The organism is Allomuricauda ruestringensis DSM 13258 (assembly GCF_000224085.1).
In the GTDB taxonomy this organism is placed as follows: domain Bacteria; phylum Bacteroidota; class Bacteroidia; order Flavobacteriales; family Flavobacteriaceae; genus Flagellimonas; species Flagellimonas ruestringensis.
In genome coordinates, this window is the sequence record NC_015945.1 from 1,124,500 (window position 1) to 1,149,519 (window position 25,020).

25 protein-coding genes are annotated in these 25,020 nt (G+C 40.1%); 11 read left to right on the forward strand and 14 right to left on the reverse strand.

All coding sequences use genetic code 11. From position 1 onward, the window contains the following. Window positions 1-39: 39 nt before the first annotated feature. Window positions 40-1,191, forward strand: coding sequence for a sensor histidine kinase (locus tag MURRU_RS05060; RefSeq protein WP_014032353.1), 1,152 nt, complete (start codon window positions 40-42; stop codon window positions 1,189-1,191). Between the two features lie 3 nt (window positions 1,192-1,194). Next, a complete protein-coding gene (locus MURRU_RS05065) occupies window positions 1,195-1,539 on the forward strand; it encodes a hypothetical protein (protein WP_014032354.1) in 345 nt (114 codons plus the stop codon). On the opposite strand, the gene MURRU_RS05070 is transcribed toward MURRU_RS05065, so the two are convergent. After that, window positions 1,536-1,925, reverse strand: coding sequence for an HIT family protein (locus tag MURRU_RS05070; RefSeq protein WP_014032355.1), 390 nt, complete (start codon window positions 1,923-1,925; stop codon window positions 1,536-1,538). The two genes, MURRU_RS05065 and MURRU_RS05070, sit on opposite strands and share 4 nt — an antisense overlap. A 68-nt stretch (window positions 1,926-1,993) precedes the next feature. Then, window positions 1,994-2,470 carry a transcription elongation factor GreA gene (gene greA / locus MURRU_RS05075; RefSeq protein ID WP_014032356.1) on the reverse strand — a complete coding sequence of 159 codons (477 nt, stop codon included), beginning with the start codon at window positions 2,468-2,470 and terminating at the stop codon, window positions 1,994-1,996. A 186-nt stretch (window positions 2,471-2,656) separates the two neighbouring features. Here greA and MURRU_RS05080 point away from each other — a divergent pair, with 186 nt between their 5' ends. Together MURRU_RS05080 and MURRU_RS05085 are read left to right on the forward strand one after the other, a co-directional pair. Beyond that, window positions 2,657-3,091: a Rieske (2Fe-2S) protein gene (locus tag MURRU_RS05080; RefSeq protein ID WP_041801803.1), complete on the forward strand. Its 435-nt coding sequence runs from the start codon at window positions 2,657-2,659 to the stop codon at window positions 3,089-3,091. A gap of 9 nt (window positions 3,092-3,100) precedes the next feature. Further along, window positions 3,101-4,087, forward strand: a complete 987-nt coding sequence (locus MURRU_RS05085; RefSeq protein WP_014032358.1) for an aldo/keto reductase — start codon at window positions 3,101-3,103, stop codon at window positions 4,085-4,087. 148 nt (window positions 4,088-4,235) lie between these two features. On the opposite strand, the gene MURRU_RS05090 is transcribed toward MURRU_RS05085, so the two are convergent. Further along, entirely contained in the window at window positions 4,236-6,485 is a 2,250-nt protein-coding gene (locus MURRU_RS05090) for a TonB-dependent receptor (protein WP_014032359.1), read from the reverse strand. Between the two features lie 276 nt (window positions 6,486-6,761). Between MURRU_RS05090 and MURRU_RS05095 the strand changes: the two genes are divergently transcribed. Further along, window positions 6,762-9,200: a hybrid sensor histidine kinase/response regulator gene (locus tag MURRU_RS05095; protein WP_014032360.1), complete on the forward strand. Its 2,439-nt coding sequence runs from the start codon at window positions 6,762-6,764 to the stop codon at window positions 9,198-9,200. On the opposite strand, the gene MURRU_RS05100 is transcribed toward MURRU_RS05095, so the two are convergent. From MURRU_RS05100 to MURRU_RS05135, 7 genes are all read right to left on the reverse strand, one after another. Then, window positions 9,175-10,518 (reverse strand): sigma-54-dependent transcriptional regulator, encoded by a 1,344-nt coding sequence (locus MURRU_RS05100; protein ID WP_014032361.1) that lies wholly within the window; start codon window positions 10,516-10,518, stop codon window positions 9,175-9,177. The two genes, MURRU_RS05095 and MURRU_RS05100, sit on opposite strands and share 26 nt — an antisense overlap. 131 nt (window positions 10,519-10,649) lie before the next feature. Next, window positions 10,650-10,952, reverse strand: coding sequence for a hypothetical protein (locus tag MURRU_RS05105; protein ID WP_014032362.1), 303 nt, complete (start codon window positions 10,950-10,952; stop codon window positions 10,650-10,652). 829 nt (window positions 10,953-11,781) lie between these two features. Further along, the gene (locus tag MURRU_RS05115) at window positions 11,782-13,320 is read right to left on the reverse strand and encodes a DUF4301 family protein (RefSeq protein WP_014032364.1); all 1,539 of its coding nucleotides are present in this window, start codon (window positions 13,318-13,320) and stop codon (window positions 11,782-11,784) included. Continuing rightward, window positions 13,313-13,882 (reverse strand): AAA family ATPase, encoded by a 570-nt coding sequence (locus MURRU_RS05120; RefSeq protein ID WP_014032365.1) that lies wholly within the window; start codon window positions 13,880-13,882, stop codon window positions 13,313-13,315. Before MURRU_RS05120 ends, MURRU_RS05115 begins: the two co-directional genes overlap by 8 nt. Continuing rightward, a complete protein-coding gene (gene pnuC / locus MURRU_RS05125; RefSeq protein ID WP_014032366.1) occupies window positions 13,843-14,478 on the reverse strand; it encodes a nicotinamide riboside transporter PnuC in 636 nt (211 codons plus the stop codon). The genes MURRU_RS05120 and pnuC overlap by 40 nt, the downstream gene beginning before the upstream one ends. After that, window positions 14,462-14,722 (reverse strand): thiamine-binding protein, encoded by a 261-nt coding sequence (locus MURRU_RS05130; protein ID WP_014032367.1) that lies wholly within the window; start codon window positions 14,720-14,722, stop codon window positions 14,462-14,464. The genes pnuC and MURRU_RS05130 overlap by 17 nt, the downstream gene beginning before the upstream one ends. Before the next feature lie 39 nt (window positions 14,723-14,761). Further along, window positions 14,762-15,403: a 4'-phosphopantetheinyl transferase family protein gene (locus MURRU_RS05135; RefSeq protein ID WP_014032368.1), complete on the reverse strand. Its 642-nt coding sequence runs from the start codon at window positions 15,401-15,403 to the stop codon at window positions 14,762-14,764. Between the two features lie 74 nt (window positions 15,404-15,477). On the opposite strand from MURRU_RS05135, the gene ahcY reads away from it, so the two are divergent. Continuing rightward, window positions 15,478-16,794 carry an adenosylhomocysteinase gene (gene ahcY, locus MURRU_RS05140; RefSeq protein ID WP_014032369.1) on the forward strand — a complete coding sequence of 439 codons (1,317 nt, stop codon included), beginning with the start codon at window positions 15,478-15,480 and terminating at the stop codon, window positions 16,792-16,794. Window positions 16,795-16,864: 70 nt separating this feature from the next. Here ahcY and MURRU_RS05145 read toward each other — a convergent pair whose 3' ends face one another. Then, on the reverse strand, window positions 16,865-17,443 hold the full coding sequence (locus MURRU_RS05145) for a DUF3332 domain-containing protein (RefSeq protein ID WP_014032370.1): 579 nt from the start codon (window positions 17,441-17,443) through the stop codon (window positions 16,865-16,867). A 133-nt stretch (window positions 17,444-17,576) separates the two neighbouring features. Here MURRU_RS05145 and MURRU_RS05150 point away from each other — a divergent pair, with 133 nt between their 5' ends. From MURRU_RS05150 to MURRU_RS18210, 3 genes are all read left to right on the forward strand, one after another. After that, a complete protein-coding gene (locus MURRU_RS05150) occupies window positions 17,577-18,686 on the forward strand; it encodes a D-TA family PLP-dependent enzyme (RefSeq protein WP_014032371.1) in 1,110 nt (369 codons plus the stop codon). Window positions 18,687-18,856: 170 nt separating this feature from the next. Then, window positions 18,857-19,495 (forward strand): hypothetical protein, encoded by a 639-nt coding sequence (locus MURRU_RS05155; protein ID WP_014032372.1) that lies wholly within the window; start codon window positions 18,857-18,859, stop codon window positions 19,493-19,495. Between the two features lie 132 nt (window positions 19,496-19,627). Then, window positions 19,628-19,792, forward strand: coding sequence for a hypothetical protein (locus MURRU_RS18210; RefSeq protein ID WP_417870663.1), 165 nt, complete (start codon window positions 19,628-19,630; stop codon window positions 19,790-19,792). 151 nt (window positions 19,793-19,943) lie between these two features. On the opposite strand, the gene rpmA is transcribed toward MURRU_RS18210, so the two are convergent. The 3 genes from rpmA to MURRU_RS05175 form a co-directional block, all read right to left on the reverse strand. Then, window positions 19,944-20,204, reverse strand: a complete 261-nt coding sequence (rpmA, locus tag MURRU_RS05165; RefSeq protein ID WP_014032373.1) for a 50S ribosomal protein L27 — start codon at window positions 20,202-20,204, stop codon at window positions 19,944-19,946. 24 nt (window positions 20,205-20,228) lie between these two features. Continuing rightward, on the reverse strand, window positions 20,229-20,774 hold the full coding sequence (rplU, locus tag MURRU_RS05170; RefSeq protein ID WP_014032374.1) for a 50S ribosomal protein L21: 546 nt from the start codon (window positions 20,772-20,774) through the stop codon (window positions 20,229-20,231). A gap of 95 nt (window positions 20,775-20,869) precedes the next feature. After that, window positions 20,870-21,325, reverse strand: a complete 456-nt coding sequence (locus MURRU_RS05175; RefSeq protein WP_014032375.1) for a DUF4199 domain-containing protein — start codon at window positions 21,323-21,325, stop codon at window positions 20,870-20,872. Window positions 21,326-21,507: 182 nt separating this feature from the next. On the opposite strand from MURRU_RS05175, the gene MURRU_RS05180 reads away from it, so the two are divergent. Both MURRU_RS05180 and MURRU_RS05185 read left to right on the forward strand, forming a co-directional pair. Continuing rightward, window positions 21,508-22,830, forward strand: a complete 1,323-nt coding sequence (locus MURRU_RS05180; RefSeq protein ID WP_014032376.1) for a M16 family metallopeptidase — start codon at window positions 21,508-21,510, stop codon at window positions 22,828-22,830. Window position 22,831: 1 nt separating this feature from the next. After that, complete coding sequence (locus MURRU_RS05185; protein WP_014032377.1) at window positions 22,832-24,904, forward strand: M16 family metallopeptidase; 2,073 nt, start codon at window positions 22,832-22,834, stop codon at window positions 24,902-24,904. Window positions 24,905-25,020: the final 116 nt, after the last annotated feature.

Sequence of the window (25,020 nt, forward strand, 5' to 3'; positions counted from 1 at the left end):
TTTTCCATTTACCTATCTTTAAACAGAATTTGACCACCAATGAACTTTAGTCCTAAAAGGAAAACTTCCAACATTACAATGCTGATTGCAGCATTCGTTATTGTGAGTCTTATTTTATGGAACACCAATAGTTTTTTTAAAAAGTTCAAGGAAGAGGAACGTCTAAAAATGGAAATCTGGGCTACGGCCCAATTGGAACTCATCCAATCCTCCATAGATCAAGAGTTGGGAAACCTTACCCTTAAAGTTTTGGGGAACAACACCTCCACACCCATGATTTTGATGAACGAGGAGGGTTCTTACAAAACACATAATATTTCTGAGGACAAGGTAACCGACAGTATATACATTCGAAAAAAGATTGAACAGTTCAAAAGTGAAAATGAACCGATACAGATAATTCAAGAAGATGAATTATTGGAGACGTTGTACTATGGCAATTCTGAGGTTTTGAACAAATTAAAGTACTACCCATTGGCCCTACTGTTGATTATTTTCTTGTTCGGTGCGGTCATCTTCTTTTTCTTTAGAACGAACCGGGCTTCGGAACAAAACAAACTTTGGGCTGGAATGGCCAAGGAAACGGCACATCAAATTGGAACACCGCTTACCTCCTTATTGGGTTGGAACGAACTCTTGAAATCGGAAGACATCAATCCCGAAGTAACCCAAGAAATTGCTAAGGACATCGATCGTTTGCAGACCATTACAGAACGCTTTTCCAAAATTGGGTCAATTCCCGAATTACGTGAGCACGATATTGTGGCCGAAACCAAAAAGGCCTACGAATATTTGAAACAGCGTAGTTCCAAATTGGTACACTTTTCCTTTAGTTCCAATATGGAGGAGGCTTATGTTTTAATGAATCCACCCTTGTACAACTGGAGCATAGAGAATCTTGTAAAAAATGGCATCGATGCCATGAAGGGCAAAGGAAACATTGCCATCCAAATTGAAAAAAAGGGACAAAATATACATATTTTGGTGTCGGATACAGGCCACGGCATACCCAAAAGCGACTTTCAGAACATATTTAATCCAGGGGTTACTTCGAAGCAAAGAGGCTGGGGATTAGGGCTTTCGTTGGTAAAAAGAATTGTTGAAGAGTACCATAAAGGAAAAATTAAAGTATTTTCGTCTAGTAAAGAAGGAACTATCATGCAAATTTCCCTACGAGCAATAGAAAAATAAGTTATGGCCAAGGAAAAACAACTTGTAATACAAGAAGCTGATATCACCAACAATTGCCCCGAATGTTTTAATCAGGAACTTAAGATTACATTTTACCAAAAACACACTTTTAATGCACTGTACCACAGAACTACAGGTGTTGTAACACATGAAATCAAGTGTAAAAAGTGTAATTCGGTTATTTACCCTGTAAACTGGACACAGGATATTGAGCGGGTTTTTGACTACTACAACAAACTGGTAAAGCCAGATAGACCCGCTGTACGGTTTACCATGCTGTTCTTTATTGTTTTGGTATTGATGCTATGCATGGTAGCAGCAGGTGTATATTTTTATTTGGAAAGCTAAATATTTGACCTGATCGCTTCGGCCACGGCCTCGAACTCTTCTGTGGTAAGGCTTTCCTTATGTTGGAAAGTGGCATTTGCCATATTTTGAAGTGGAATGAGATGAACGTGCACATGGGGCACCTCCAGGCCAATAACCGACATTCCCACACGTTTGCAAGGCACGGCCTTTTCAATGGCAAGTCCCACTTTTCGTGAAAAAGCCATGAGTTTCAAGTAAGATTCCTCATCAAGGTCCATAATCTTGTCCACTTCTTTCTTGGGAACACATAAGGTATGCCCTTTGGAGTTTGGGTTGATATCCAAAAAAGCAAAGTTATCATCATCCTCCGCAATTTTATAACTTGGTATTTCCCCATTGATGATTTTTGTGAAGATACTGGCCATTTTGATTCGGTTTTAAAATAAAAAATCCCGTCTTTCAACGGGATTAAATATAACCAATTTAGTTGCTGTTACTCTCGTGTGATCTCTAAAACTTCAAAATTCAGGGTTCCGTTCGGCACCTTTATCTCTGCTACATCACCTACTTTTTTACCCAACAATCCTTTTCCAATGGGTGATGTAACGGAAATTTTACCCGTTTTAAGATCAGCTTCGCTTTCTGCCACCAAAGTATATTTCATTTCCATACCATTGGCTTGATTTTTAAGCTTAACGGTGGAAAGTACCAATATCTTGGAAGTGTCCAATTGGGATTCATCAATTAAACGGGCATTGGCCAAAGTCTCTTCCATTTTGGAAATTTTCATCTCCAAAAGTCCCTGGGCTTCCTTGGCCGCATCGTATTCTGCGTTCTCGGAAAGGTCTCCTTTGTCCCTTGCCTCTGCGATAGCCTGGGATGCTTTGGGACGCTCCACATCTTTTAAGTGGTTCAGCTCTTCCCTCAATTTCTTCAATCCTTCAGGCGTATAATATGAAACCTTGCTCATGTCGTTAATTTTTAATGCAAAGAGGCATTGAAGAAAATAGAAAAATTTTCCCAATGTTCTCTTCTTTACAAATACAAAAAATCCTCAACTATACCCATGACCTGCATGGTATTTTTGCGAGGATTTAACGCAAATATAGGCAAATTTTCATCAACTTTGCTCAAGAAACGTTTTCAAACATTGATTATGAAGCACTTCTGGGCCATTATGCTTTTGGCGCTAATTTTATCCTGTAGCTCGGATTCCACCAACCGTAATCCCTTTTTACAAGAAGTACGATTTAGGTTTGAACTGAATCTGAACCTTCCGCTGTACAACAATCTACAAAACATCGGAAATCCGGTTTATGTGGGCAACAATGGAGTGGGTACACGGGGTGCTTTTGTTATCAATACAGGATCTAGTTTTATGGCGTGGGAAGCAAGTTGCCCGAACCATGCGCCGAACGATTGCTCTACAATGACCATTGATGGCCAAAATGCAGTTTGTAGCTGTGAAGGATATACCTATAATCTGTTTACGGGACAGCAATTGGATAGGCCCGATGATGGAAACCGTTATCACGACCTTTTATTTTACAGGGCCACCCAAAGTGGGAACACGGTTATAATATCAAATTAAAATTTAAGAATGAATTACAGAAGACTAGGTAAAACAGGAATCAATGTCTCGGAAATCTCCTTGGGTACATGGCAAGTAGGAGGAAAATGGGGTTCTGGATTTAATGATACTTTAGCTGAAAATATTATAAATGAAGCCATTGATGCAGGTGTCAACTTTATAGACACTGCCGATGTTTATGAAGCTGGGGCAAGCGAAGCTGCCGTTGGCCGAGTGGTAAAATCCAGATCGGAAGAAGTTTTTGTTGCCACTAAATGTGGCAGGCAAATAAATCCTCATGTGAATGAAGGCTATACCGTGGAAGTGCTTCGAAAATATGTGGAGGATAGCTTAAAAAACACTGGTTTGGATTGCTTGGATTTGATTCAGCTACATTGTCCGCCAACCGAAGTATTTTACAGACCTGAAATTTTTGAGCTCTTTGACCGATTAAAAGACGAAGGCAAAATAAAAAATCTTGGAGTAAGTGTTGAAAAAGTGGAAGAAGGCCTAAAAGCAATAGAATACCCCAATGTAAACACGGTTCAAATCATATTCAACATGTTTAGGCAGCGCCCCTCTGAATTATTTTTTGAGCAGGTACAAAAAAAAGATATTGGTGTGATCGTAAGGGTTCCTTTGGCCAGTGGACTGCTCACCGGAAAATTTTCTTCGGATTCAACCTTTGAAAAAGAGGACCACAGAAACTTTAATAGGGAGGGTGCAGCCTTCGATAAGGGCGAAACCTTTAGCGGTGTGCCTTTTAATATAGGACTACAAGCCGTTAACGAACTCAAAAAAGTATTCCCACAGAGAGAAAACCTTGCACCAGTGGCGCTTCGTTGGATATTGGATTTTTCTGAGGTGAGTTGCATTATTCCGGGAGCCTCAAAAACAGAACACCTAAAAAGCAATCTCCAAGCTGTGGAATTGCCTCCGCTTACCGAAGATGAAAAGGCTGCTGTAAACCAAATCTATGACAAGCACATCAAAAAGCATGTGCACCAACTTTGGTAAAAGATTATAGTGCTTCAGGTTTCGGGTTGTCCTCTATATATAAAAACGGGATTCTGCAATTGCTTTCAAATTACAGAATCCCGTTAAAAATATTTGAATAGAATTTAGTTCTCGATACAAAATCCCTTTGGGATTTTACTCGAACCGACTAAAAATTGACCGTTGCTCCCAAAAGGAAATTAATCCCTGCTTGCGGATAGTACCCAGCGCCCTCAATGGTTGTGATAGTTCCAGGGTTGGAGTAATCATCATCAAAAGTGTAGAAATAGCCGTTGGAGACAATGTCAGCATCAAAAATATTGTTCACCAGACCGGAAATCTCAATACTTTTCACAAAAGAGTTTATGTTGATGGTATACTGAACATTGAAATCCGTTTGGGTGTAACTATCCAAAACAGAGGTCTCCGAGTCGATGTTGCCCATATATTGCTTCCCAACAAATTTTGACAATAACGAAACTTGAAAATTGGCATTGGGCATATAAGAAATAATGTTGCCCGCAATCAGCTTTGGGGAATAGGCAATATTAGTGTTGCCCAAATTTTGAAGTTCCCCATCACGCTCAAAGAAGAAATCAATATTTCGGTTATCGCTCAAAGCAATGTTCGGTCTCCACTGAAACGTATTGGACAGCCTGATGCTTGCATCGATTTCCAGACCCAAACGGTAACTATCGCCCACATTGGACCTTAACGGTGCCCCTACATCGTTCAACTCTCCGGTCAATACCAATTGATCTTTGTACCGCATGTAGTACACATTGGTATTCAATTGGAAACTTGGTGAAATGTAACGCCATCCCAGTTCAAAATCGTTTAATTTCTCTGGTTTTGGACTCCCACTCTCATAATCATTGCGGTTGGGCTCCCTATTTGCTCTCGCATAAGAAAAATAGAAGTTGTTGTTGCGATTTAAATCAAAGGTTATACCTGCTTTTGGATTGAAAAAGTTGAAGGAATCATCTACCAAACCCGTATCATCACCATTGGCTTTGTAAGTTACACCCCGGTATTGCACATCTCCGAACAAGGACCATTGATCCGTTAATTTGTAGTTGGCCTTGGTATAAACGTTGAAATCGGTTTTGGTGGAATTATCATCATAATACCTGTCCCTTATTTCGCTACCGCTGGCATACTCGGCCCAAATAATCTCACCAAAGTGGTCGCCTTTGTACTCGTTGTAGCCACCTCCCATAATCAGTTCGAGATTCTCGTTATTGTAGGTAGCTGAAAAAATGGTTCCGTAAAAATCATTGTCCAACCAGCGACGACGTATCAAATCCGTGGTTTCCACCAATTCACCATTTACCGTGATGGGCTCTAAACCATACGTAGCAAAATCGTCGTCTTCCTTAAATTGTTCAAAAAAACCTCTTCCACGCGTGTAGTGTACGGCTAAATGGGTGTTCCAAGAAGAATTCCAGGTTTCATACCAATGCAATTGAAAATGATCTTGTTTGTAATTGTCCACCTCGTTTTCGTAGTATTGGGTGTTACCATCATCATCAGTATAAATTCCTGCAGAATTAAAAGTACGATCATTTTCCAACTGTTCTGCAGTTATTCCATTCCAAGCTTGATAAGTAACCTCATGTCCTCCAAAAAGCAAAGCTTTGATCAGGGTATTGTCATCCTTGTAGGCTCCTTGCAGAAAATAGCCATCCAATTCCGAAGCCGCTCGGTCCACATAGCCATCGGATGTGACCCTGGATAGTCGCCCAGAGAATTCAAAATGATCGTTCATTAATCCTGTACTGAACTTTACATTGTTCCGAAGCGTATTAAAACTCCCTATAGATGATGAAATTTTAGCGTATGCCTCTTGGGAAAAAGCATCTGTAAGCATGTTCAAACTTGCTCCAAATGCCCCGGACCCATTGGTAGAAGTTCCCACACCACGCTGCAACTGCAAACTTTGGGTGGAGGAGGCAAAATCGGGCATGTTTACCCAAAAGGTCCCATGCGACTCTGCATCGTTGTACGGAATACCATTAATGGTAACATTTATCCGTGTTGCATCGCTACCACGAACACGCATACTCGTGTATCCCACACCAGCTCCGGCATCCGAGGTGGTGACAACCGCGGGCATAAAATTCATGAGAATGGGAATGTCCTGTCCCAAGTTCCGCGGAGCTAGTTCAACCTTGTCCAAATCGGAAAAAGTAATGGGAAAATCCTTGGTTATCCTTACCGATTGTACCAAAACTTCGTCCAGCACCACTTTTTCTCCTTCAAGACTGTCAATCGGTTCTTCTTGGGCGCTCATGGTAAACGCCAGCCCACCTAGGGCCATTGTTGCAAATAAAGTTTTAATGCGGTTTCCGTGATTGTTTTTTGTCGGTCGCATTGAGCCAAAAACGGCTCTTTTTTGAATAATTGAATAGATTTTCATTCGTAAAAATGTTACGAATAAAAGGGGTCATTATTCTTTGTTAATAATTGATTGTTGTTTCTAAAAGAAACATAGAAATTCCAAGATGCGACTTGCGCATTCCCTTGGCAGCATTACCCGCCCAGGTTCATTGGGTATAATCTCAGCCTTTTAATAAAAGCACCCCTTTGAGATGCCACAAATGTATGATGCGAATATTGATTTTCATAAAAAACATCTTGGAAATTTAACTTTTGATAACAACCAAGACCCCCAAGTGCCTGCGTATATAATGGTATGCATCCTAAATCCAAAAAAAGGTTTACCCTTAAAATCGTGTTGAGCTATGTTGCGCTGGGTATTCTTGCCTCTCTGGCTGCATTCTTCATTTATAATGAATTCAAAAACTACACCTCTTCCAAAAACCAAGACGAAAGCAACGAAAAGCTACTGAAGACCAATAGGTTGCTCACACAACTGTACGATGCCGAAAACCTATCCAAGCTGGCCCTTCAGACCAAAAAACCACAGGATCTAAAATCCTATGCGCAAAAAGTGGACTCGATTACCCAATTCATTGATTCGCTCAAGCCTTTGGTACAATCAAATTACGGTAACCAAAGTTCCAAATTGGACAGTGTTCAAGAATTACTGAGCCAAAAGGTGTTCAACAATGCTGAATTGCGCAAACTGAAAGTAAGGAACGAAAACAATACTTCGTTGGATTCGGTTTTAAAGGCTTTTCATGATATGGAAGTGGGTATGGGCAGGATTACCCCCGAAACTTTCGCTCCCAATTTTGATAAATTGTCCCCGGAAGCCAAAAGATCTATCCGAAAATCCGTGGCCATCCTCAATAAAAACATTCCCAACTCTGATGGGAACACGGACGCAAACAATATCGATTCCATTCTAGAGGTTTCCAAATCCATTCTTAACAAAGCCATTACAGAAACTGCTACCGCCGAGCGGACCGTGCTTCAAAAAGAGCTTGAGATTTACCGCACCGACCTGGAGCTTTCCCAAAAAATGAGAGGTATTTTATCGGACTTTGAACGGGAAATGGCACAGAATACATATCTGGACACACTTCAACAAGAGGAAGCTTTGAAAAAAAGCACACGTTTAGCAGGCGGAGCGGTAATCTTGGGATTGATCATTGTGATTGTGTTCACCTTTATGATATCAAAAGATTATTGGAAGGTCCAGGAATATCGGGAACGATTGGAAAGGGCAAAAAAATATTCCGAATCGCTTTTAAAAAGTAGGGAGCAGCTTATTTCGACCGTCAGCCACGACCTAAGAACACCGCTGAATACCATCAGTGGCTATTCCGACTTGATCGAGCAAAGTGGATTGAACACAAAACAGCTGAACTACCTTAAAAAAATTAAGTCCTCTTCTGGCTATGTAGATAATTTGGTGAACGACCTTTTGGACTATTCCAAACTGGAGGCGGGAAAAATCCAGTTGGACAAGGTGCCTTTTGCCCTATTCCAATTAATAGAAGAAACTGCGGTTGATTTTGAAGAAATACAATCAAAAAAAAGAGTATTGCTCCAATTGAAAATAGCTGACGACTTAAAAACACCTATCATCAACGACCCTTTTAGAATACGGCAAATACTAACCAACCTCATTGGCAATGCTTTTAAGTTTACAGATTCCGGCCATGTTAAGGTTGCTGCGGTAGTGGAAGAGAAAAACAAAGCCACATGGGTGAGGATTGATGTTGAGGACACGGGTATAGGAATCCCTGTTGAAAAACAGGAATCTATTTTCCAAGAGTTTACACAAGCAGGAGCTCCTTCCCAAAAAGCCCAGATCGGGTACGGGCTGGGACTTACCATTTCAAGAAAACTGACAGAATTATTGGGAGGTAAGTTAAGTTTAAAGAGCAAAGTAGGTAAAGGGAGTACTTTTACTGTCCGGGTTCCTGTTGAATTTTCTAAAATCGAAGTGGTCGAAAATAATTCCAAAGCGTTTGTTTCCAAGCCAAAAGAACTATCCATTTTGGTTATTGATGATGATGAGAACATGCTTGGTCTTATCTCTGAGGTTTGTAAAATCAACTACATCAAAACAGAAACTCTTTTGAGTTTTGATGATTTTGAACTATCAAAAATCCACCAGTTCGATGCTGTACTAACAGACATTCAAATGCCCACCACAAATGGTTTTTCCGTACTAAAAACAATCAAAAGTATTGGATATAAAAATCCCGTAATTGCCATGACCGGGCAACAAATCGGCAATAAAACGGACTACTTAGACCCCGGTTTTTCGGATGTGCTACAAAAACCTTTTACGGCCAACTCTCTATTGCATGTTTTAAGATCAACAGAAAAGGTGGCCTTGTCCAATGCAATTCCCGCTTCGGAGTCTTCCATGTTCACTCTTAAAAATATTTCGCCCTTTTTGGATGAACCAAATGCCATTCAGGAGGTTTTACAAGTGTTTTTGGAGAACACGAACAAGGATCTAGCGTTTTTGCTTTCCGCCGTTGGTGATAAAGATTATACAGATATTAGGGCTACATCCCACAAAATGTTGCCCATGTTCAGGCAGTTGGAAATACAAGATGCCATCCACTTATTGGAACATTTGGAAAATATTTCCGATGATGCCAAAGGAGAAAAAACGTTCAATATCCTTTCGGAACTAAAAGAAGTGCTGTCCAATTTGGAAAGTGAAATCCAAAATTATTTATCTAAACATTCAATTGATATTGATTGATCTTGTTGTAAAGCGTCTTGCGAGTGATCTGCAGTAGTTTTGCCGCTTTGCTTTTGTTAAAGTTGGTCTGTTTTAAGGCGGTCAGAATCCGCTCCTTCTCATAATCAGATTTAGAAAAATTGACCTCTTCGTACTTACTTGCACCTTTTACGACCCCTTCTGCCAAAGCATTTGGGAACATGGTTTCCGTTTCAGAAAAAAGAACGGCCCTTTTGATCACATTTTTCATTTCCCTCAAATTTCCCGGCCAATCATACTCCTGAAGGATTCGCTTGGTTTCATCGGAAAACTCTAAAATATTCTTATCCAATTCTGAATTGGCCTCGGTCAGAAAATAATCTGCAAATAGGGGAATATCCTCTCGTCTATCTCTCAAGGATGGTACCTCAATTGAAAACTCATTGAGTCGATGGTACAAATCCTCCCTAAAACCACCTTCTTCCACAGCTTTGGAAAGATTTTCGTTTGTGGCAGCAATAATGCGAATATCCAACTTGATTTCTTTGGTGCTGCCCACTCTTTTTATTTTACGTTCTTGAATGGCCCTAAGCAGCTGAATTTGATGTTCGTAGGATAGATTCCCTACCTCATCCAAAAAAAGGGTTCCTCCGTTGGCCGCTTCAAAATGGCCTTGTTTATCATCTATAGCACCCGTAAAACTGCCCTTTACATGACCAAAAAATTCGCTGGTGGCAATTTCCTTTGGTATGGCACCACAGTCTACCGCAACAAACGGTTGATTATTTCTCTTGCTTGCCCGGTGAATGGCTTTTGCGGTCACTTCTTTTCCTGTACCACTTTCGCCCGTTAGTAAAACGGACATGCTGGTAGGAGCGACCAGTTCCACATACTGTTGGAGTTTCTTGGATTTTTCTCCTTGACCTTTTAAAAAATTGATCTGCTTCTTTTTCGCTTCAGTCGATTTTGAGTTTTCGCGAGAAACTTTGAAATCCGTTACTTTGGTGCGCAGGGCATCTTTAATTACGGAAAGTATTTCTTCTGGTGTAAAAGGTTTTGAAATATAATCGAAAGCACCTTTTTTAATGGCATTTACCGCAGTCTTGACCTCGGCATATCCTGTCATTAAAATAACTTGGGTCTTTGGTGACTCGCGTTTTACCTGGGGAAGCAAAGTAACCCCATTTCCTTTTGGCAATCTAACATCGGATAGAATTATATCGAAGGTAGATGATGCAAGACGTTCTTCTGCATCCTTAATGGAATAACTTACGGATACGGCAAAACCATTCTTGGTCAAAAACTTTTGAAGCATTTGACAAAAAGCAGTATCGTCCTCAATTATTAAGATTTTGGGCATATCTCAGTTATCTAATATACGGCCCTGACACTGTTTGAGATTATTCTATTTTGATAAAATTATCACAAAAAAAGGGCTGCCGAAGCAGCCCTTTTCCAACCAAACTAACTAGTGTGGGGTGATAAAACTAATTACATGTCAATCCAATTCCCCTCGGCATCGGCATAAACAGTTCCTGATGTACCGTCTTCAAGGGTAAGTTCCAATTTATATTGGTCCTTATCGTTTTTGTATGCTTTATCGATTTTAGCGGTAGGGTAGTTGGACTCTACTGCGCTAGATACAGCAGAAGGAAGGTCAGACACGCTGATTTCTTCAAAATCTCCTACTACGATCTCGATTGCACTGTTATTTTCTAGTTCTGGAGTTTCAACATTTGCAAATGCTGTGATTCCTACAAATGATAGTACTGTTGCTAAAGCTAAATTTTTCATGGTATTTAATTTTATTGTTAAACTTGCTTATCTAACTGAAAACATAGTGCCAACACCAGAAAATTTTTAAAAATCAAATCAACATTCTGATTTTTAATGCTTTATGTTTTTGTGCCAATTTTAATGATTGTGTAAAACTGTGTAATACCGTAAACAAAGTGTGTAAAAATTATACAAGAAAGGCTGCCGAAGCAGCCTTTCTTTTTTGCCAATTATACGGTTACAAGGAAAAAAGACCACGGTACAGATTGGCAGAAACGGATAATACATGGATAGTGTTTATATAGCATCATCCTGATTTTGCATGTCCTTATCCTTATTTCTGTTTTTTAAATACGATACCAATATGTATATGGCCAGAGCCAATGATACTAGATTAAAGAACAGGACTATTTTATATATCATTTTAACGTTGTTGTCTATCGTTTCCGAACACTATGAAAAGAAAGCCGTACAAAATGCACGGCCTCTTACCAAATCAACCAACCTAGTTGAGACAACCCACAAGGATTATCAAAATTTAATCATGTCATCGAAAACAATTTCGAATATACTTTTAGGACACACTTTTTAATGATAGGTCACACCTAAACAAAAAAAATCCGCCTCCTTTTTAGGAAGCGGATTAATTCATTATTTTTCTGATTGTCCGTTTAATATCATAATGATGTTTTTGGCGTCATGTTGAACTTGCCTGCCTGCCGGCAAAGGCAGGTTTCAACATCTCATCCTGCTGAACATGAGCATCTTTATGTGACCCTGAATCAAGTTCAGGGTGACGTTGGTAATATTATGACACATTGCGGACATTCAATTATTTTTTAAATCCTTATGCTTGGTGTGTTGGCTTTAAAAGGTTGTTTACGGTCTTGACCGGATTGAACGTTACCAATGGGACCTCTACAAAAATGGTGTTCCAAAAGGCCATGCCCCCGTTCCACAGACCAGGAAGTTCCAAGGCTTTCAATTCCTTACCTTCTTTGGTTTTACCAGTAATAAACCCTTGCTTGGCGTCCACATAATCCAATAGGTTGAACTTTTCTCCTTTATGGTTCCGGACACCGCAGACCAAGTCCACTGGATTAAAATGTGTTGCGTTCTGCACTATTGCAGCTTGTTCCTTGTTGTCCATATCAATTTGGGCGGACTCTATAATTTGAAGGGAGATATTACCTTTCGCATCTTTGATCCAAAAAGGGCCTCCACCAGGTTCTCCCTCGTTTTTAACCATGCCACAAACTCGGATGGGGCGGTTTATCTTATCTTTTAAAACCTTCTTTTGTTCTTCCACTCCTAAATCATCATAAATATTGGGCATGCGAACATTGAGGTCTTTTTCCAAAAAGTCCTTTATTTCATCCGATTTTTCAATGGAAACAGCATCATTTTCCAAAAGTTTGGCATAAGCAAAAGCCTTATCCTGTACTTTTTTTAGGACACCTGCCAACATTTTTTTGCTGTTGGCCACGGTCTCCAAGTTTTTATCAACGACTACGTTATCAATATTTTTAATGAAGATAATGTCGGCATCTTGATCATTAAGATTTTCTATGAGCGCCCCATGCCCTCCTGGACGAAACAGAATGGTTCCATCGCTATTTTTGAATGGCCGGTTGTCCATATCCACCGCTATTGTATCCGTTGAGGGTTTTTGGTTGGAGTAGGACACTTTGAAAATGGTATCGGTCTGTTTTGAAATTTTTGGCCCTACCAAGGCTTCTTCTTTGGCAAACATCTCATCATGCAGTTCCGATACGGTAAAATGTAGATTGGCCCTGCCCTTTGTTTTGGCGTACAGCGCAGCTTCTTTTAAATGTTCCTCGAACGGGGTTGCCGTTCCTGTATCATATTTATGAAAGGGCAATAGGCCTTTTGGATAAAAACCGTAATTGAGACCATCCTCAGTCAACATCTCCTTTACAAAAAGATAGGCTTCTTCATCCTTATTGGAAGCTTTGCCTTTTATTCTTGACATAATGAGGTCGTAAAAAGGAAAATCAGAAAGATTTTCGGTAAACTTTTTAGCATCCTTGTCACCAGTTCGCTCTATGTATTCGGAGAGTTTTTCTTTTGATGGATCATAACTGTCCAAAAAATTGAACATGGCCTTGAACATTCGGGATGCTGCTCCCGAAGCAGGCACAAACTTCAATAGGTTAAGGTTGCCCCTATGGTCTTCAAAATATTGAAGCAGGTTGAGTTGCTCTTTTTCGGAAAACCTAAGTATGCCATTGCCCACCACAGCGGCTTGCGATAGCTGAACAAAGGGGATGCCCTCTTTAAATGTTTGTATTTGGTTTGCTACTTTTTCTTTGGAAATTCCTTTGGAATCCAGTTGTTCCAAGTCTTTAGAACTTAATTCAATCATGTTTTTGGAGAAGTTTATCTATATATTTTACTGCTGTGGATAGCCTTGACGCTTTATCCCCCCTTAAAATAACGAATTTCCTGTTATTATTCTCCAAAGCTTCCTTGAAATACGCAAACATTCGTTCTCTTTCATCTGGCTTGTCCCTCAAATCATCCGCCTCCCATGGTGTATCTATATATGTCAAAAAGTATAGGTCGTAGGTGTTTTTTAGGGCATACTCCTCCAAAAGTGGGTCGCAGGTACTATTGTAATAAGCCTCCGAATATACTTTGGTCTCCAAAAGATCGGTATCACAAATAAGGACTTGATTTGCCTTTTTGGCCAATTCATTTTCCAAACGCATTTGGCCGTAGGCAATGGGAACCAAATCGTGGGGTTCACAAGTTATGTTCTCCCTGTCCCATTTATCTTGAAGATATTCCCGTGCATATTCGGGTACCCATTGCGTATTGTAGTGCTCGGCCAATTGTTGGGCCAAGGTGGTTTTTCCGGTAGACTCGGGTCCAAAAAGGACTACTTTTATGAGGTTTGAGGGCTCTTGCCCAAGTTTTTCTTCCATGCTAGATATCCCTGTATTGCCAACACAGTAAAAATGAGGTATTGTAAAGAGAACATACCCCATCCTCTATATGCGTACAAAGGTACAGTTATTAAATCACCCAAAATCCAAAGGGTCCAGTTTTCCAATTTTTTATTGGCCATATACCACATCGCGGTAAAGAAAATCCCCGAAGTGAATATATCCACGTAATTAGTTGGTTCTATTTCGGCGCCGAACATCCTGTATACCCCATAAGTAACCAACATGGTCAGTAGGAAAAAACCAAACCCTATCCATTTTTCCTTGGTATTGGTTCTCGTAATATTGACCACCAACCGCCTATCTTCACTTCTTCTAGTCCAGTTCCACCATCCGTAAATACTCATAATGGAGTAATAAAAATTCATCATCATATCACCATACAGGCGATCTACAAGAAAAATATAGGTGGTTATTACAGTAGCGACCAATCCCGTGGGGTACACCAAAATATCTTCCCTTTTGGCATAGACCACACTAGCAATTCCAAAGAAAAAAGCAGTGGCCTCTAAAATGATCAGGGATAGCTCTCGGTCTTCGTAGGGGCCGAGAAAAAAATCAAAAATGGGGTTCATACTCGCTTCGGTCGGATTTTACCATTTTCATAGTAAGTACCACATGGTCCAAGTTCTCAAAACTTTCCTTGATTTCTGAATGGAGCAGCTCCATTACCTTATCATAATCACCGAACACCTGTGTACTCAAAGGGTTTTCTAAAATAGTGAGTCCCGAATCGCGCAACTTTTTGATAAAATCAATGACAGGAGCTTCAAAATTGTCTTGAAGTGGTGATAAGGTTAGTTCAACGGATACTTTCATGGGCAGTTATAGTTTCAGCAAAACTACAAAAAGGAATCATCATCCCCCCATCATTTTAAGCGCATAAACGCATGTAAAACCCTCAAACTCTATAAATTCAATTTCGTAATGCGATCTTTTTCCCTCGTATAATATCTCGGCCACGGTACGAGTGTCCTCAAAAGAAAAATCAATCACGTTAATATGCCTTAAAAAACTGAGTCCCTGCTGTGCGTAAATTTTGTAGAGCGACTCTTTGGCGCCCCAAACAATGGTGAGCTTTCGCATCAATGCTTCTGAATTGGCCAAGGTTTTGTACTCTTGGATGGGTGTGAATTTGTGGGCAATCTTTAGGATTTTATCCCGCTGCATCTCAATATCGATACCCACCTCGTCGGTTTCACTGATAATTATTCCGGTAAAGTTATGTGAATGGGTAATGGAGATAAATTTTCCATCCCTAAGATGGGGTTTTCCAAAGTCGTCATAATACAGATCATGATCCACATAACCTGCCTCTGCCATAAGGTGACGAATACTCAAAAAAGCCCTTCGGTGTGCCTCCGATTTCATGCCGTCCATCCTGTTTTGGCAATGCGTTGTAAGCTCCACCCCCTTAGCAAGTTCGGCCTCTGGCTCGGTAACCTTCCAAATGTAAACGTTGGTAGTGGGCGAAACTGTTATTGTTTTGTAAATGGGCATGAACTAAAGTTAAGTGAATTCGTATCTTTGTCGCACTGTTTAAGCGAAGCTACAAAAGTAAATTTATATAAAATATGAGCACAAAGACAATTCCGCATGTACCTTACAAAGTAAAGGATATCTCTCTTGCAGATTGGGGAAGGAAAGAAATTGAGCTTGCCGAGGCCGAAATGCCAGGGCTTATGGCCTTACGTGAAGAATACGGGAGCCAACAACCTTTAAAGGGTGCAAGGATTGCCGGTTGTCTTCACATGACCATTCAAACCGCTGTTTTAATTGAAACATTGGTGGCCCTTGGAGCTGAGGTAACTTGGAGTTCTTGCAATATCTTTTCTACTCAAGACCATGCTGCTGCGGCAATAGCTGCTGCAGGAATCCCGGTTTATGCATGGAAAGGGATGACCGAAGAGGAATTTGACTGGTGCATTGAACAAACCTTGTTCTTTGGTGAGGCAAGAAAACCATTGAACATGATCTTGGATGATGGCGGGGACCTTACCAATATGGTCCTTGACCAATATCCTGAGTTGGCAACTGGAGTAAAAGGTCTATCCGAAGAGACCACAACCGGGGTACACCGTTTGTATGAAAGAATGAAAAAGGGAACGCTTCCCATGCCGGCCATTAACGTGAACGATTCTGTGACCAAGTCCAAGTTTGACAATAAGTATGGATGTCGTGAGAGTGCCGTGGATGCTATCCGAAGAGCCACGGACACTATGTTGGCCGGTAAACGTGTCGTGGTTGCCGGTTATGGCGATGTTGGTAAAGGAACTGCTGCATCGTTCCGCGGAGCTGGCGCCATTGTTACCGTTACCGAAATTGACCCAATTTGTGCTTTGCAAGCCTGCATGGATGGTTTTGAAGTGAAAAAACTGGAAACCGTGGTATCCAATGCCGATATTGTAATCACTACAACAGGTAACAAGGACATTATACGTGAAGAACATTTTAGAGCCTTAAAGGACAAAGCCATTGTTTGTAACATAGGCCATTTTGACAATGAAATTGATATGGCTTGGTTGAATGGAACTTACGGCGATACCAAAGACGAAATAAAACCACAGGTTGACAAGTACACTATTGATGGCAAAGATCTAATTATCTTGGCCGAGGGTAGATTGGTAAACCTTGGATGTGCAACAGGACACCCAAGTTTTGTAATGAGCAACTCGTTCACCAACCAGACCTTGGCACAAATAGAACTTTGGAAACACAGCGACAAATATGCCAACGAAGTATACATGCTTCCCAAGCATTTGGATGAAAAAGTGGCCAAACTGCACTTGTCACGATTGGGCGCTGAGTTAACGGAGCTCAAGCAAGAGCAAGCAGATTATATCGGTGTAAAAGTAGAAGGACCTTTTAAGCCTGAATATTATCGCTATTAAGCTTAAAAAGTCTTTATAAAACAAAAAACCCATGGAGTAGGCCATGGGTTTTTTTATTGAATACGGAAGTTTAGTCTCCTAAAACAGTCTGGTCGTAGTAACAAGTCTTGTTTTCTTGAAGCAAGGCCAAGCCTTCTTCCCTAGTACTCATAGGGTCGATTTTAACCTTTTCTCCGTTTGGCATATAAACAATATAGAACCCTTCTTCAAAAGAGGATAGTTTAATAATCTCACCATTTGGACGAATGGCATTCCAAGATTTTTCATCTGGTTTGTATACCAAATCAATTTTCTTTCCTTTTTTAGGCCCTTCCACAACAGTAACCTGAATTCTGTTTTTGGTGGCCACCATTTTAAATTTGTTTCCATCGTGCTCTACCATTTGGGTTTCGGATTCCCCATCCTTCATAGCAATGGGGTTGGAACCTGACCAGAACTCGATTACGTTGAAAATAATGGCATCTCCAAGAAAAAATAGGCCGTAAACGGGAACTATGTTCAATCCCCAAAATATGAGGTTATCCAAAAACTTGCTATCCGTTAATCCTTGGTTCCAATCTTTTAAATTGTTGAAAGCACTAAAAGAACCTAAGCAGCTAGTAAATAGAATAGAACAAGCCAATAATGATGAAATGATTGCTTTTTTCATGATATAAGATTTATAGTTAATGTTATTAAAGCTACAAAAAAACTTTATGTAAAAGTCACAATGGTTTATCAAGGAACTTTTTTTGGCACCATTTAATTGGTTACATTGCTTTGGCAATTTATATATCAAAACAATGGACAACTGGTACAGTATTCAAAATGTGAAAGCAGTAGATTCACCGTCGGTAGCGTTCTACTTGGAACGTGTAAAGTACAATATTAATGAGATGATTACATTGGTAGACGGCAAAACAGAACGGTTGATGCCACATATCAAAACCAACAAAATGCCCAAGGTAATGGAGTTATTGTTGGCATCCGGAATCTCCAATTTTAAGGCTTCCACCATTTCTGAAGCGGAAATAGCTGCTGAAGCTGGAGCCAAATCTGTTTTGATTTCCCATCAACTTGTTGGGCCCAAAGTAAAGCGCCTCCTTAGTTTGATGAAACACTATTCTGAAACCCGGTTTTCCACCATTCTGGACAATATGGATAGTGCCGAGCTTTTAAACCAAGAGGCTTTGGAACAGGAACTTTCCGTTAATATCTATATTGATATCAACAACGGCATGAACCGTTCCGGTATAAAAATTGGACACGGCCTTGATCAGTTGATGGCTTTTCTTAATGCTTGCAGTGCATTACATTTTAAAGGGTTCCACGTGTATGATGGGCATTTAAGGGACACCGATTTTGAGGAGAGGAACCAAAAAATTGAAAAAGGACTGGATGAAGTAACCGCATACTTTAAAGCAGTTCAAGAAAAGTACCCAGACTCCCAAATGATCTGTGGAGGAACCCCGTCCTTTACTTCCCATCTTATTGAGGACAGTAGAATTACCAGTCCGGGAACTTGTGTGCTTTGGGATTGGGGCTATAATGAAAAGTTAACGGAGCAAAATTTTAAGCACGCAGCACTTTTGATCACAAGGATCATTTCCAAACCCACCGAGGGCATTATTACAGTAGATCTAGGCCATAAATCCGTGGCGGCTGAAAACCCGATTGACAAACGGGTCAAATTCCTCAATCTTGAGGATTATGAATTGCTCTCACAAAGTGAAGAACATGGGGTGATCAGAGTTAAAGATTGGGACAAACATAAGGTTGGAGATGTGCTATATGGTATTCCGTATCACATTTGCCCCACTATTAACCTTCACGATGAAGTATCCGTTATCGAGAATGGTAAAAAAGTTGATACTTGGGCAATTACTGCTCGAAAACGAAAGCTTACGTTTTAAGCATCAATCCGAGTCCAACGCTTTATTCAAATCGTAAAAATAAAAGTTCTTTTCATTGTCCATTGTGGCAAAAGTCTGTTTGGACCTACCCAATTAAATAATAAACAAAATAGAGTACATATTTTGAAAAATGTTTATTTTTTCGCTCCCATAAACTTAAAACCTACAATATGCAAGATGAAAACAACATTTTATTTTATGGAACACTTTACGGTTATAATGCGACAACAGATTTATTGATGGCCGATGGAGAATTTCTTCCGACCTGGAAAGGGTATGATGATGATCGTGTGGAAAAAACATATTATTTCATTAATGAATGTATTGAACCGGCCCAAACTATTCCAGGGGAAAGTTCTATTGACATCATTAGTTATAAGAAGAATGAATTTTGGTTCTTTAGTTGGTTCCCTTCCGAGGAGGCCCATGATTTTTCTTATACACTTGATGGTGAAGAAAACGATACTTCATCAGAAGAAATGATGAAAAAAATCATCGCTGTTCTGGAAGATTTTAGACCCAAGTTAGAAAAAACAATTCCTGAAAAAGAAGAAAAGCCCATTAAGGAAGGTGTGCTTGGCCTTCTTTTTTATGGGGATTCCCCTGAAATGTTTGAGTTAAATACAGAAAGAATTAATGAATTGGCAGAAAAAAAGGGTGTACATGAACTAATAGGAAATAGCCAGCTCATGTATGTAATTGGTGGATTGAAAGATAAAAGTTTTAAATTTATCTCACATTTGAATGATGGGGAAATACGTAACGAACTAGGAATAATAGATTATGTTTCCTATTTAAAAATAGAGTAAACAAATCATTCCAAAACCTTGTAACACCTTTTTGTGTAGAAAAATTTTATATAAATTGGTGCAGATGGTTAAAAAACAGTTTTTGGTGAAATACCAATAACTTATGACTGGGACAAATATAACCTCGGGGACGTGCTCTATGGTGTTACCTACCACATTTGTCCCACCATCAATTCCCATGATGAAGTATCCGTTATTGAGAATGGTAAAAGGTTGATACTTGGGCAATTGCTGCTCGAAAACGAAAACTTACGTTTTAAGCATCAATCCGAGTCCAGCGCTTTTTTCAAATCGTAAAAATAAAAGTTCTTTTCATCGTCCATTACAAGAAAAGAAGGCCATCCTCTCTCACTCCAACATCACCATTAGGTTATGAAACCTTTAAAAATGATTGTATACAAAAAAGGCTCCGCAAATGCAGAGCCTTTTCAATAAATATTATTGCTTATTAAGCTTCAAAAGGTTCGATGGAAACATAAGATTTACCACCTACTTTTTTCTCAAACTTAACTAAGCCATCTACTTTGGCGTGCAAAGTATGGTCTTTTCCTGCGTATACATTTTCGCCAGGGTTGTGCTTGGTACCACGTTGTCTTACAATAATGTTACCAGCAGTGGCTGCCTGACCACCAAAAATCTTAACACCTAAGCGTTTCGATTCTGATTCTCTACCGTTTTTTGAACTACCTACACCTTTCTTGTGAGCCATGATATATAAATTTTAGTTCTTTTCTTATTTGCTTAACGCTTCAATCAACTCGGCCTTCTTCATGGAAGAGTAACCGGTAATTTCCTTGACTTTTGCCATTTCCTTCAATTCGGCCACTGTTTTGGAACTTAAATCCTCAGTTGCCTTTGCCTTTGGAGCTTCTTTTTTTGGAGCTTCAGCTTTTTTCACTGCCTTTTTTGGTTCGGCAGCTGGTTTTGCTTCGGCTTTAGCTTTAGCAGGAGCCGCTTTCTTGGCACCTTTTGCTACAATACCTTCAACAACGATTTCGGTCAAATATTGTCTGTGACCGTTTTTCTTGCGGTATCCTTTACGTCTTTTCTTTTTAAAGACGATTACCTTATCTCCTTTAAGGTGTTTTACTACTTTGGCCTCAACAGCCGCACCTTCTATGACCGGGGCGCCAATGGTTACGTTACCACCATCTTCCAAAAGAAGAACTTTGTCGAAAGTAACTTTTTTACCTTCTTCTTCCTGCAAACGGTGAACGTACACTTTTTGGTCTTTTGCAACTTTAAATTGCTGCCCTGCCATCTCTACAATTGCGTACATAATGCGTTAATTAGATTAAAATTACTGTGCTTTATCAAAATTAGCGGGTGCAAATATACTGCTAAATCCTTAATCTACAAGTATTCTTCCCTGATTTAACCCATAATTTTTTTTGAATTGTTGCTGGTTTTAAAGAGTTGCATAAACGAGAGGGTCAAAACCAAAGTCGTGGCAAACCCCATAATGGCCACTGTAAAAAATACAATCCCTTGGAAATTCTTATAGTCGTTGGACCATGCCGAGGAGAGTTTATCAAGAAAAGTACTGTCCAACTCCGTTGCATAGACGGCAAAGAAAATGGTGAACAACAACGTGGCAACAAAACCAGTAGTAATGCCCGCAGTAAACCCATTTCCATAACTAAAATCTTTGCCCTGTCTTATTTTGGTGTACTTGATTGTCTCATATATGCCAAAACCAGTAATCACCCCATTAAACAGGCTGTAAAAAACATTGGTATGTTTTCCCATCAAGGCCAAAATCAAAAAATACGCAATCAGCACAGCACTGGTGACTATCCCGAAACGAATTGGAAGGGTTAAATTTTTCATGTTTCAATTTTTGGATTTATTGTTTAATTTACTGAATGTTTGTGAATTATCCCACATTTTAAATCTAAAGACTTTTATAAATTCATAGGATCGTCATAAAAAATTTTATATTTAGCGTAACATCGATTGGGAAATCGATACCAACCTCTTAGCAATATCAATTTTAAATACTGACTATTAACATGAAAAAACATTTGTTTTCTGCATTTACAATGCTCTTTGCAGTAACGCTGCTTTCTGCACAGGAAGTGGTTTTTGAAGAGTATGACCTAGACAACGGTCTGCACGTTATCCTACATCAGGACAACGGTGCGCCTGTGGTTACCACATCGGTTATGTACCATGTGGGATCCAAGGACGAGGACCCCGACAAAACGGGTTTTGCCCACTTTTTTGAACATTTATTGTTCGAAGGCACCAAAAACATTGAACGAGGTGAGTGGGATCAAATTGTTGCCTCCAATGGAGGAAGGCATAATGCCAACACCTTTTTGGACCGCACCTATTATTATGAGGTTTTCCCTTCCAACAGCTTGGAAATAGGCCTTTGGTTAGAATCTGAGCGTTTAATGCACCCTATAATTGGGCAAGTTGGCGTGGACACCCAAAAAGAAGTGGTACAAGAAGAAAAGAGACTTCGGGTAGATAACTCTCCCTACGGTGCCTTTTTTAATGAAATCCTGAAAAATCTATATACCAACCATCCATATCGCTGGGGGGTTATCGGGTCTTTTGAGCATTTGGCAAGTGCCACTTTGGATGATTTCAAAAAATTCAACCAAACCTACTACGTGCCCAACAATGCGGTTTTGGTTGTAGCTGGCGATTTTGAAACCGCCAAAACCAAAAAGATGATCGAGGATTATTTTGGACCTATTCCAAAAGGAGCCGAAATTCAAAGGCCAAATGTAAAGGAAGAGCCTATCACCAAAACCAAATTTGCCAAATATCACGACCCGAACATCCAAATCCCTGCCATTTTATTGGCCTATAGAACACCAGGGCAAGGGCAACGAGATGCTTATGTCATCAACATGATTTCTACTTATTTAAGTGACGGGGAAAGCTCCAAACTCTACAAAAAATTGGTGGACGAGAAAAAAATGGCGTTGCAAATACTTTCCGTGCCTATTGATGCCGAAGATTACAGTTCCTATATTGTTGGAGGCCTTCCGGTCGGGGACAATTCCATTCAGGACATCAAAAAAGAAATTGATGAAGAAATCCTAAAACTTCAAATGGAGTTGATTTCCGAAAAGGATTACCAAAAACTTCAGAACAAGTTCGAGAACCAATTTGTAAATGCCAACAGCAGTGTTGAGGGCATCGCCAACTCATTGGCAGAAAATTATATGTTGAAGGACGACACCAACCTCATCAATACGGAGATTGACATTTACCGTTCCATTACCCGTGAAGAAATCATGGAAGTGGCCAAAAAATATTTGAAGGTAAACCAACGATTGGAATTGGAGTATTTACCAGAACAAAAAGATGCTAATTAAGATGAAAAAGTATTTAACTTTAGCTGTGCTGTCCTTATTTATGACAGCCTCATACGCACAAATAGACAGGAGCACACAACCTGAACCAGGGCCAGCTCCCAAGATCAACTTAAAAGAACCAGCCCGTTTTGAGCTTAAAAATGGCTTGAAGGTCCTTGTAGTGGAAAACCACAAATTGCCAAGGGTACGTATTCAACTTTCCATTGACAATCCTCCGATTATGGAAGGAGAAAAAGCAGGTATTTCCACCCTTACGGCAAGTATGCTGGGCAAAGGGTCCAAAAACATTCCAAAGGATGAATTTTATGAAGAAGTGGATTTTTTGGGTGCCAACATCTACATTGGTGATCAAAGTGCCTTTGCAAGCTCACTATCCAAATATTTTCCTCGCATTTTGGAGTTGATGGCCGATGCTGCACTCAATCCAAACTTTCTTCAAGAAGAATTTGAAAAGGAGAAAGAAAAAGTCCTTACTGGAATCAAATCTCAAGAAAAAGACGTTTCGGCCATTGCGGACAGGGTTCAATTGGCCTTGGCCTATGGCAAAGACCACCCCTTTGGTGAGTTTATGACCGAGGAGACCGTTAACAATGTAACCCTACTCGATGTTGAGCAATTCTACCGATCTTATTTTGTTCCCGCCAATGCTTATTTGGTAGTTATTGGGGATGTAGATTTTGATACTGTAAAAGAGTTGGTCACCAAAAACTTTACTCCATGGTCCAAAGCAGCCCCGCCTTCTTTTACATATTCCGATCCAAAAGATGTGCAGTACACCCAAATCAACTTTGTTGATATGCCCAACGCTGTGCAGTCCGAAGTTGCTGTGGAAAACATCACCCACTTAAAAATGAAGGACGAAGACTATCTGGATGCTCTTTTGGCCAATAGAATATTAGGCGGAGGAGGACAGGCAAGGTTGTTCAAAAACCTGAGAGAGGACAAGGGCTACACCTATGGTTCATACTCTGGTATCAGGGCCAACAAATACAGTCCTATGCGATTCAACGCCTATGCTCAGGTAAGAAACGCTGTAACCGATAGTTCTGTGGTTCAAATATTGAAAGAGATAGCTAAAATCACTTCCGAGCCTGTTTCCGATGAAGAACTAGCGAACGCAAAGGCCAAATATGCAGGAAGTTTTGTGATGGCCCTCGAAAAACCTGAAACCGTTGCCGAGTATGCGCTAAATATTGAAACCGAAAACCTTCCAAAGGATTTTTACGAAACCTATTTAGAGCGAATCGATGCCATAACCAAGGAAGATGTACTACAAGCCGCTAAAAAGCATTTCTCCACTACCAATGCCCGCGTAGTTGTTACCGGAAAGGGAAGCGATGTGTTGGGAAACTTGGAAAAAGTAAACTTTAACGGGAAAGATATTCCTGTACTTTACTACGACAAGTATGCCAACAAAGCGGAAAAGCCTGACTATAACGCAGCAGTTCCAGAAGGAATGGATGCCAATACTGTTTTGGAAAATTATATTGAAGCTATTGGCGGTAAATCCAAACTGGAAGGTGTGGATTCTTATTCCATGATGGCAGAAGCTGAAATGCAGGGCATGAAGCTGGAACTTGAAATGAAGAAAACATCCCAAGACCAATTTATGCAAAATGTAAAAGTACAGGGCAACTCCATGCAAAAACAGGTTTTGGATGGTGATTCCGGTTACATGGTAGTGCAAGGTCAGCGCAAGGATCTTTCGCCAGAGGAAATTGCAAAAATCAAAGAAGAATCTGCCGCTTTCCCTGAATTGAATTACTTGGCTGCAGGCGATGTTACCTTGGAAGGTGTTGAGCCTATGGGTGACAAAAACGCCTACAAGTTGAAAATAAACGACGGCAAAACAGCTTTCTATGATGTGGAGACTGGCCTAAAAGTTCAGGAAATCAACACTCAGGAAGTACAAGGCCAGCAAATGACGAGTACTTTGGGGTATAGTGATTACCAAGAAGTTTCAGGTATCAAATTCCCATTCAAGCTGATGCAGAGCATAGGGCCTCAAAACTTTGAGTTTAACGTAAAAGAAATCAAAGTAAACGAAGGAGTCGAGGCATCAGACTTTAAATAAAAAAGATTTTTAAATTACAAAAAGAGGCCATCTAAAAAGCTTGTTACCTGTTAGTTCGAGCGCAGTCGAGAACCTAAGTCAATTTGATGATCAATGGGTTTCGACTGCGCTCAACC

Bases quoted from the DNA above. Each gene is read 5' to 3' on its own strand.
- MURRU_RS05060 (WP_014032353.1), top strand. From the start codon at position 40: ATGAACTTTAGTCCTAAAAGGAAAACTTCCAACATTACAATGCTGATT.
- MURRU_RS05065 (WP_014032354.1), top strand. From the start codon at position 1,195: ATGGCCAAGGAAAAACAACTTGTAATACAAGAAGCTGATATCACCAAC.
- MURRU_RS05070 (WP_014032355.1), bottom strand. From the start codon at position 1,925: ATGGCCAGTATCTTCACAAAAATCATCAATGGGGAAATACCAAGTTAT.
- greA (WP_014032356.1), bottom strand. From the start codon at position 2,470: ATGAGCAAGGTTTCATATTATACGCCTGAAGGATTGAAGAAATTGAGG.
- MURRU_RS05080 (WP_041801803.1), top strand. From the start codon at position 2,657: ATGAAGCACTTCTGGGCCATTATGCTTTTGGCGCTAATTTTATCCTGT.
- MURRU_RS05085 (WP_014032358.1), top strand. From the start codon at position 3,101: ATGAATTACAGAAGACTAGGTAAAACAGGAATCAATGTCTCGGAAATC.
- MURRU_RS05090 (WP_014032359.1), bottom strand. From the start codon at position 6,485: ATGAAAATCTATTCAATTATTCAAAAAAGAGCCGTTTTTGGCTCAATG.
- MURRU_RS05095 (WP_014032360.1), top strand. From the start codon at position 6,762: ATGCATCCTAAATCCAAAAAAAGGTTTACCCTTAAAATCGTGTTGAGC.
- MURRU_RS05100 (WP_014032361.1), bottom strand. From the start codon at position 10,518: ATGCCCAAAATCTTAATAATTGAGGACGATACTGCTTTTTGTCAAATG.
- MURRU_RS05105 (WP_014032362.1), bottom strand. From the start codon at position 10,952: ATGAAAAATTTAGCTTTAGCAACAGTACTATCATTTGTAGGAATCACA.
- MURRU_RS05115 (WP_014032364.1), bottom strand. From the start codon at position 13,320: ATGATTGAATTAAGTTCTAAAGACTTGGAACAACTGGATTCCAAAGGA.
- MURRU_RS05120 (WP_014032365.1), bottom strand. From the start codon at position 13,882: ATGGAAGAAAAACTTGGGCAAGAGCCCTCAAACCTCATAAAAGTAGTC.
- pnuC (WP_014032366.1), bottom strand. From the start codon at position 14,478: ATGAACCCCATTTTTGATTTTTTTCTCGGCCCCTACGAAGACCGAGAG.
- MURRU_RS05130 (WP_014032367.1), bottom strand. From the start codon at position 14,722: ATGAAAGTATCCGTTGAACTAACCTTATCACCACTTCAAGACAATTTT.
- MURRU_RS05135 (WP_014032368.1), bottom strand. From the start codon at position 15,403: ATGCCCATTTACAAAACAATAACAGTTTCGCCCACTACCAACGTTTAC.
- ahcY (WP_014032369.1), top strand. From the start codon at position 15,478: ATGAGCACAAAGACAATTCCGCATGTACCTTACAAAGTAAAGGATATC.
- MURRU_RS05145 (WP_014032370.1), bottom strand. From the start codon at position 17,443: ATGAAAAAAGCAATCATTTCATCATTATTGGCTTGTTCTATTCTATTT.
- MURRU_RS05150 (WP_014032371.1), top strand. From the start codon at position 17,577: ATGGACAACTGGTACAGTATTCAAAATGTGAAAGCAGTAGATTCACCG.
- MURRU_RS05155 (WP_014032372.1), top strand. From the start codon at position 18,857: ATGCAAGATGAAAACAACATTTTATTTTATGGAACACTTTACGGTTAT.
- rpmA (WP_014032373.1), bottom strand. From the start codon at position 20,204: ATGGCTCACAAGAAAGGTGTAGGTAGTTCAAAAAACGGTAGAGAATCA.
- rplU (WP_014032374.1), bottom strand. From the start codon at position 20,774: ATGTACGCAATTGTAGAGATGGCAGGGCAGCAATTTAAAGTTGCAAAA.
- MURRU_RS05175 (WP_014032375.1), bottom strand. From the start codon at position 21,325: ATGAAAAATTTAACCCTTCCAATTCGTTTCGGGATAGTCACCAGTGCT.
- MURRU_RS05180 (WP_014032376.1), top strand. From the start codon at position 21,508: ATGAAAAAACATTTGTTTTCTGCATTTACAATGCTCTTTGCAGTAACG.
- MURRU_RS05185 (WP_014032377.1), top strand. From the start codon at position 22,832: ATGAAAAAGTATTTAACTTTAGCTGTGCTGTCCTTATTTATGACAGCC.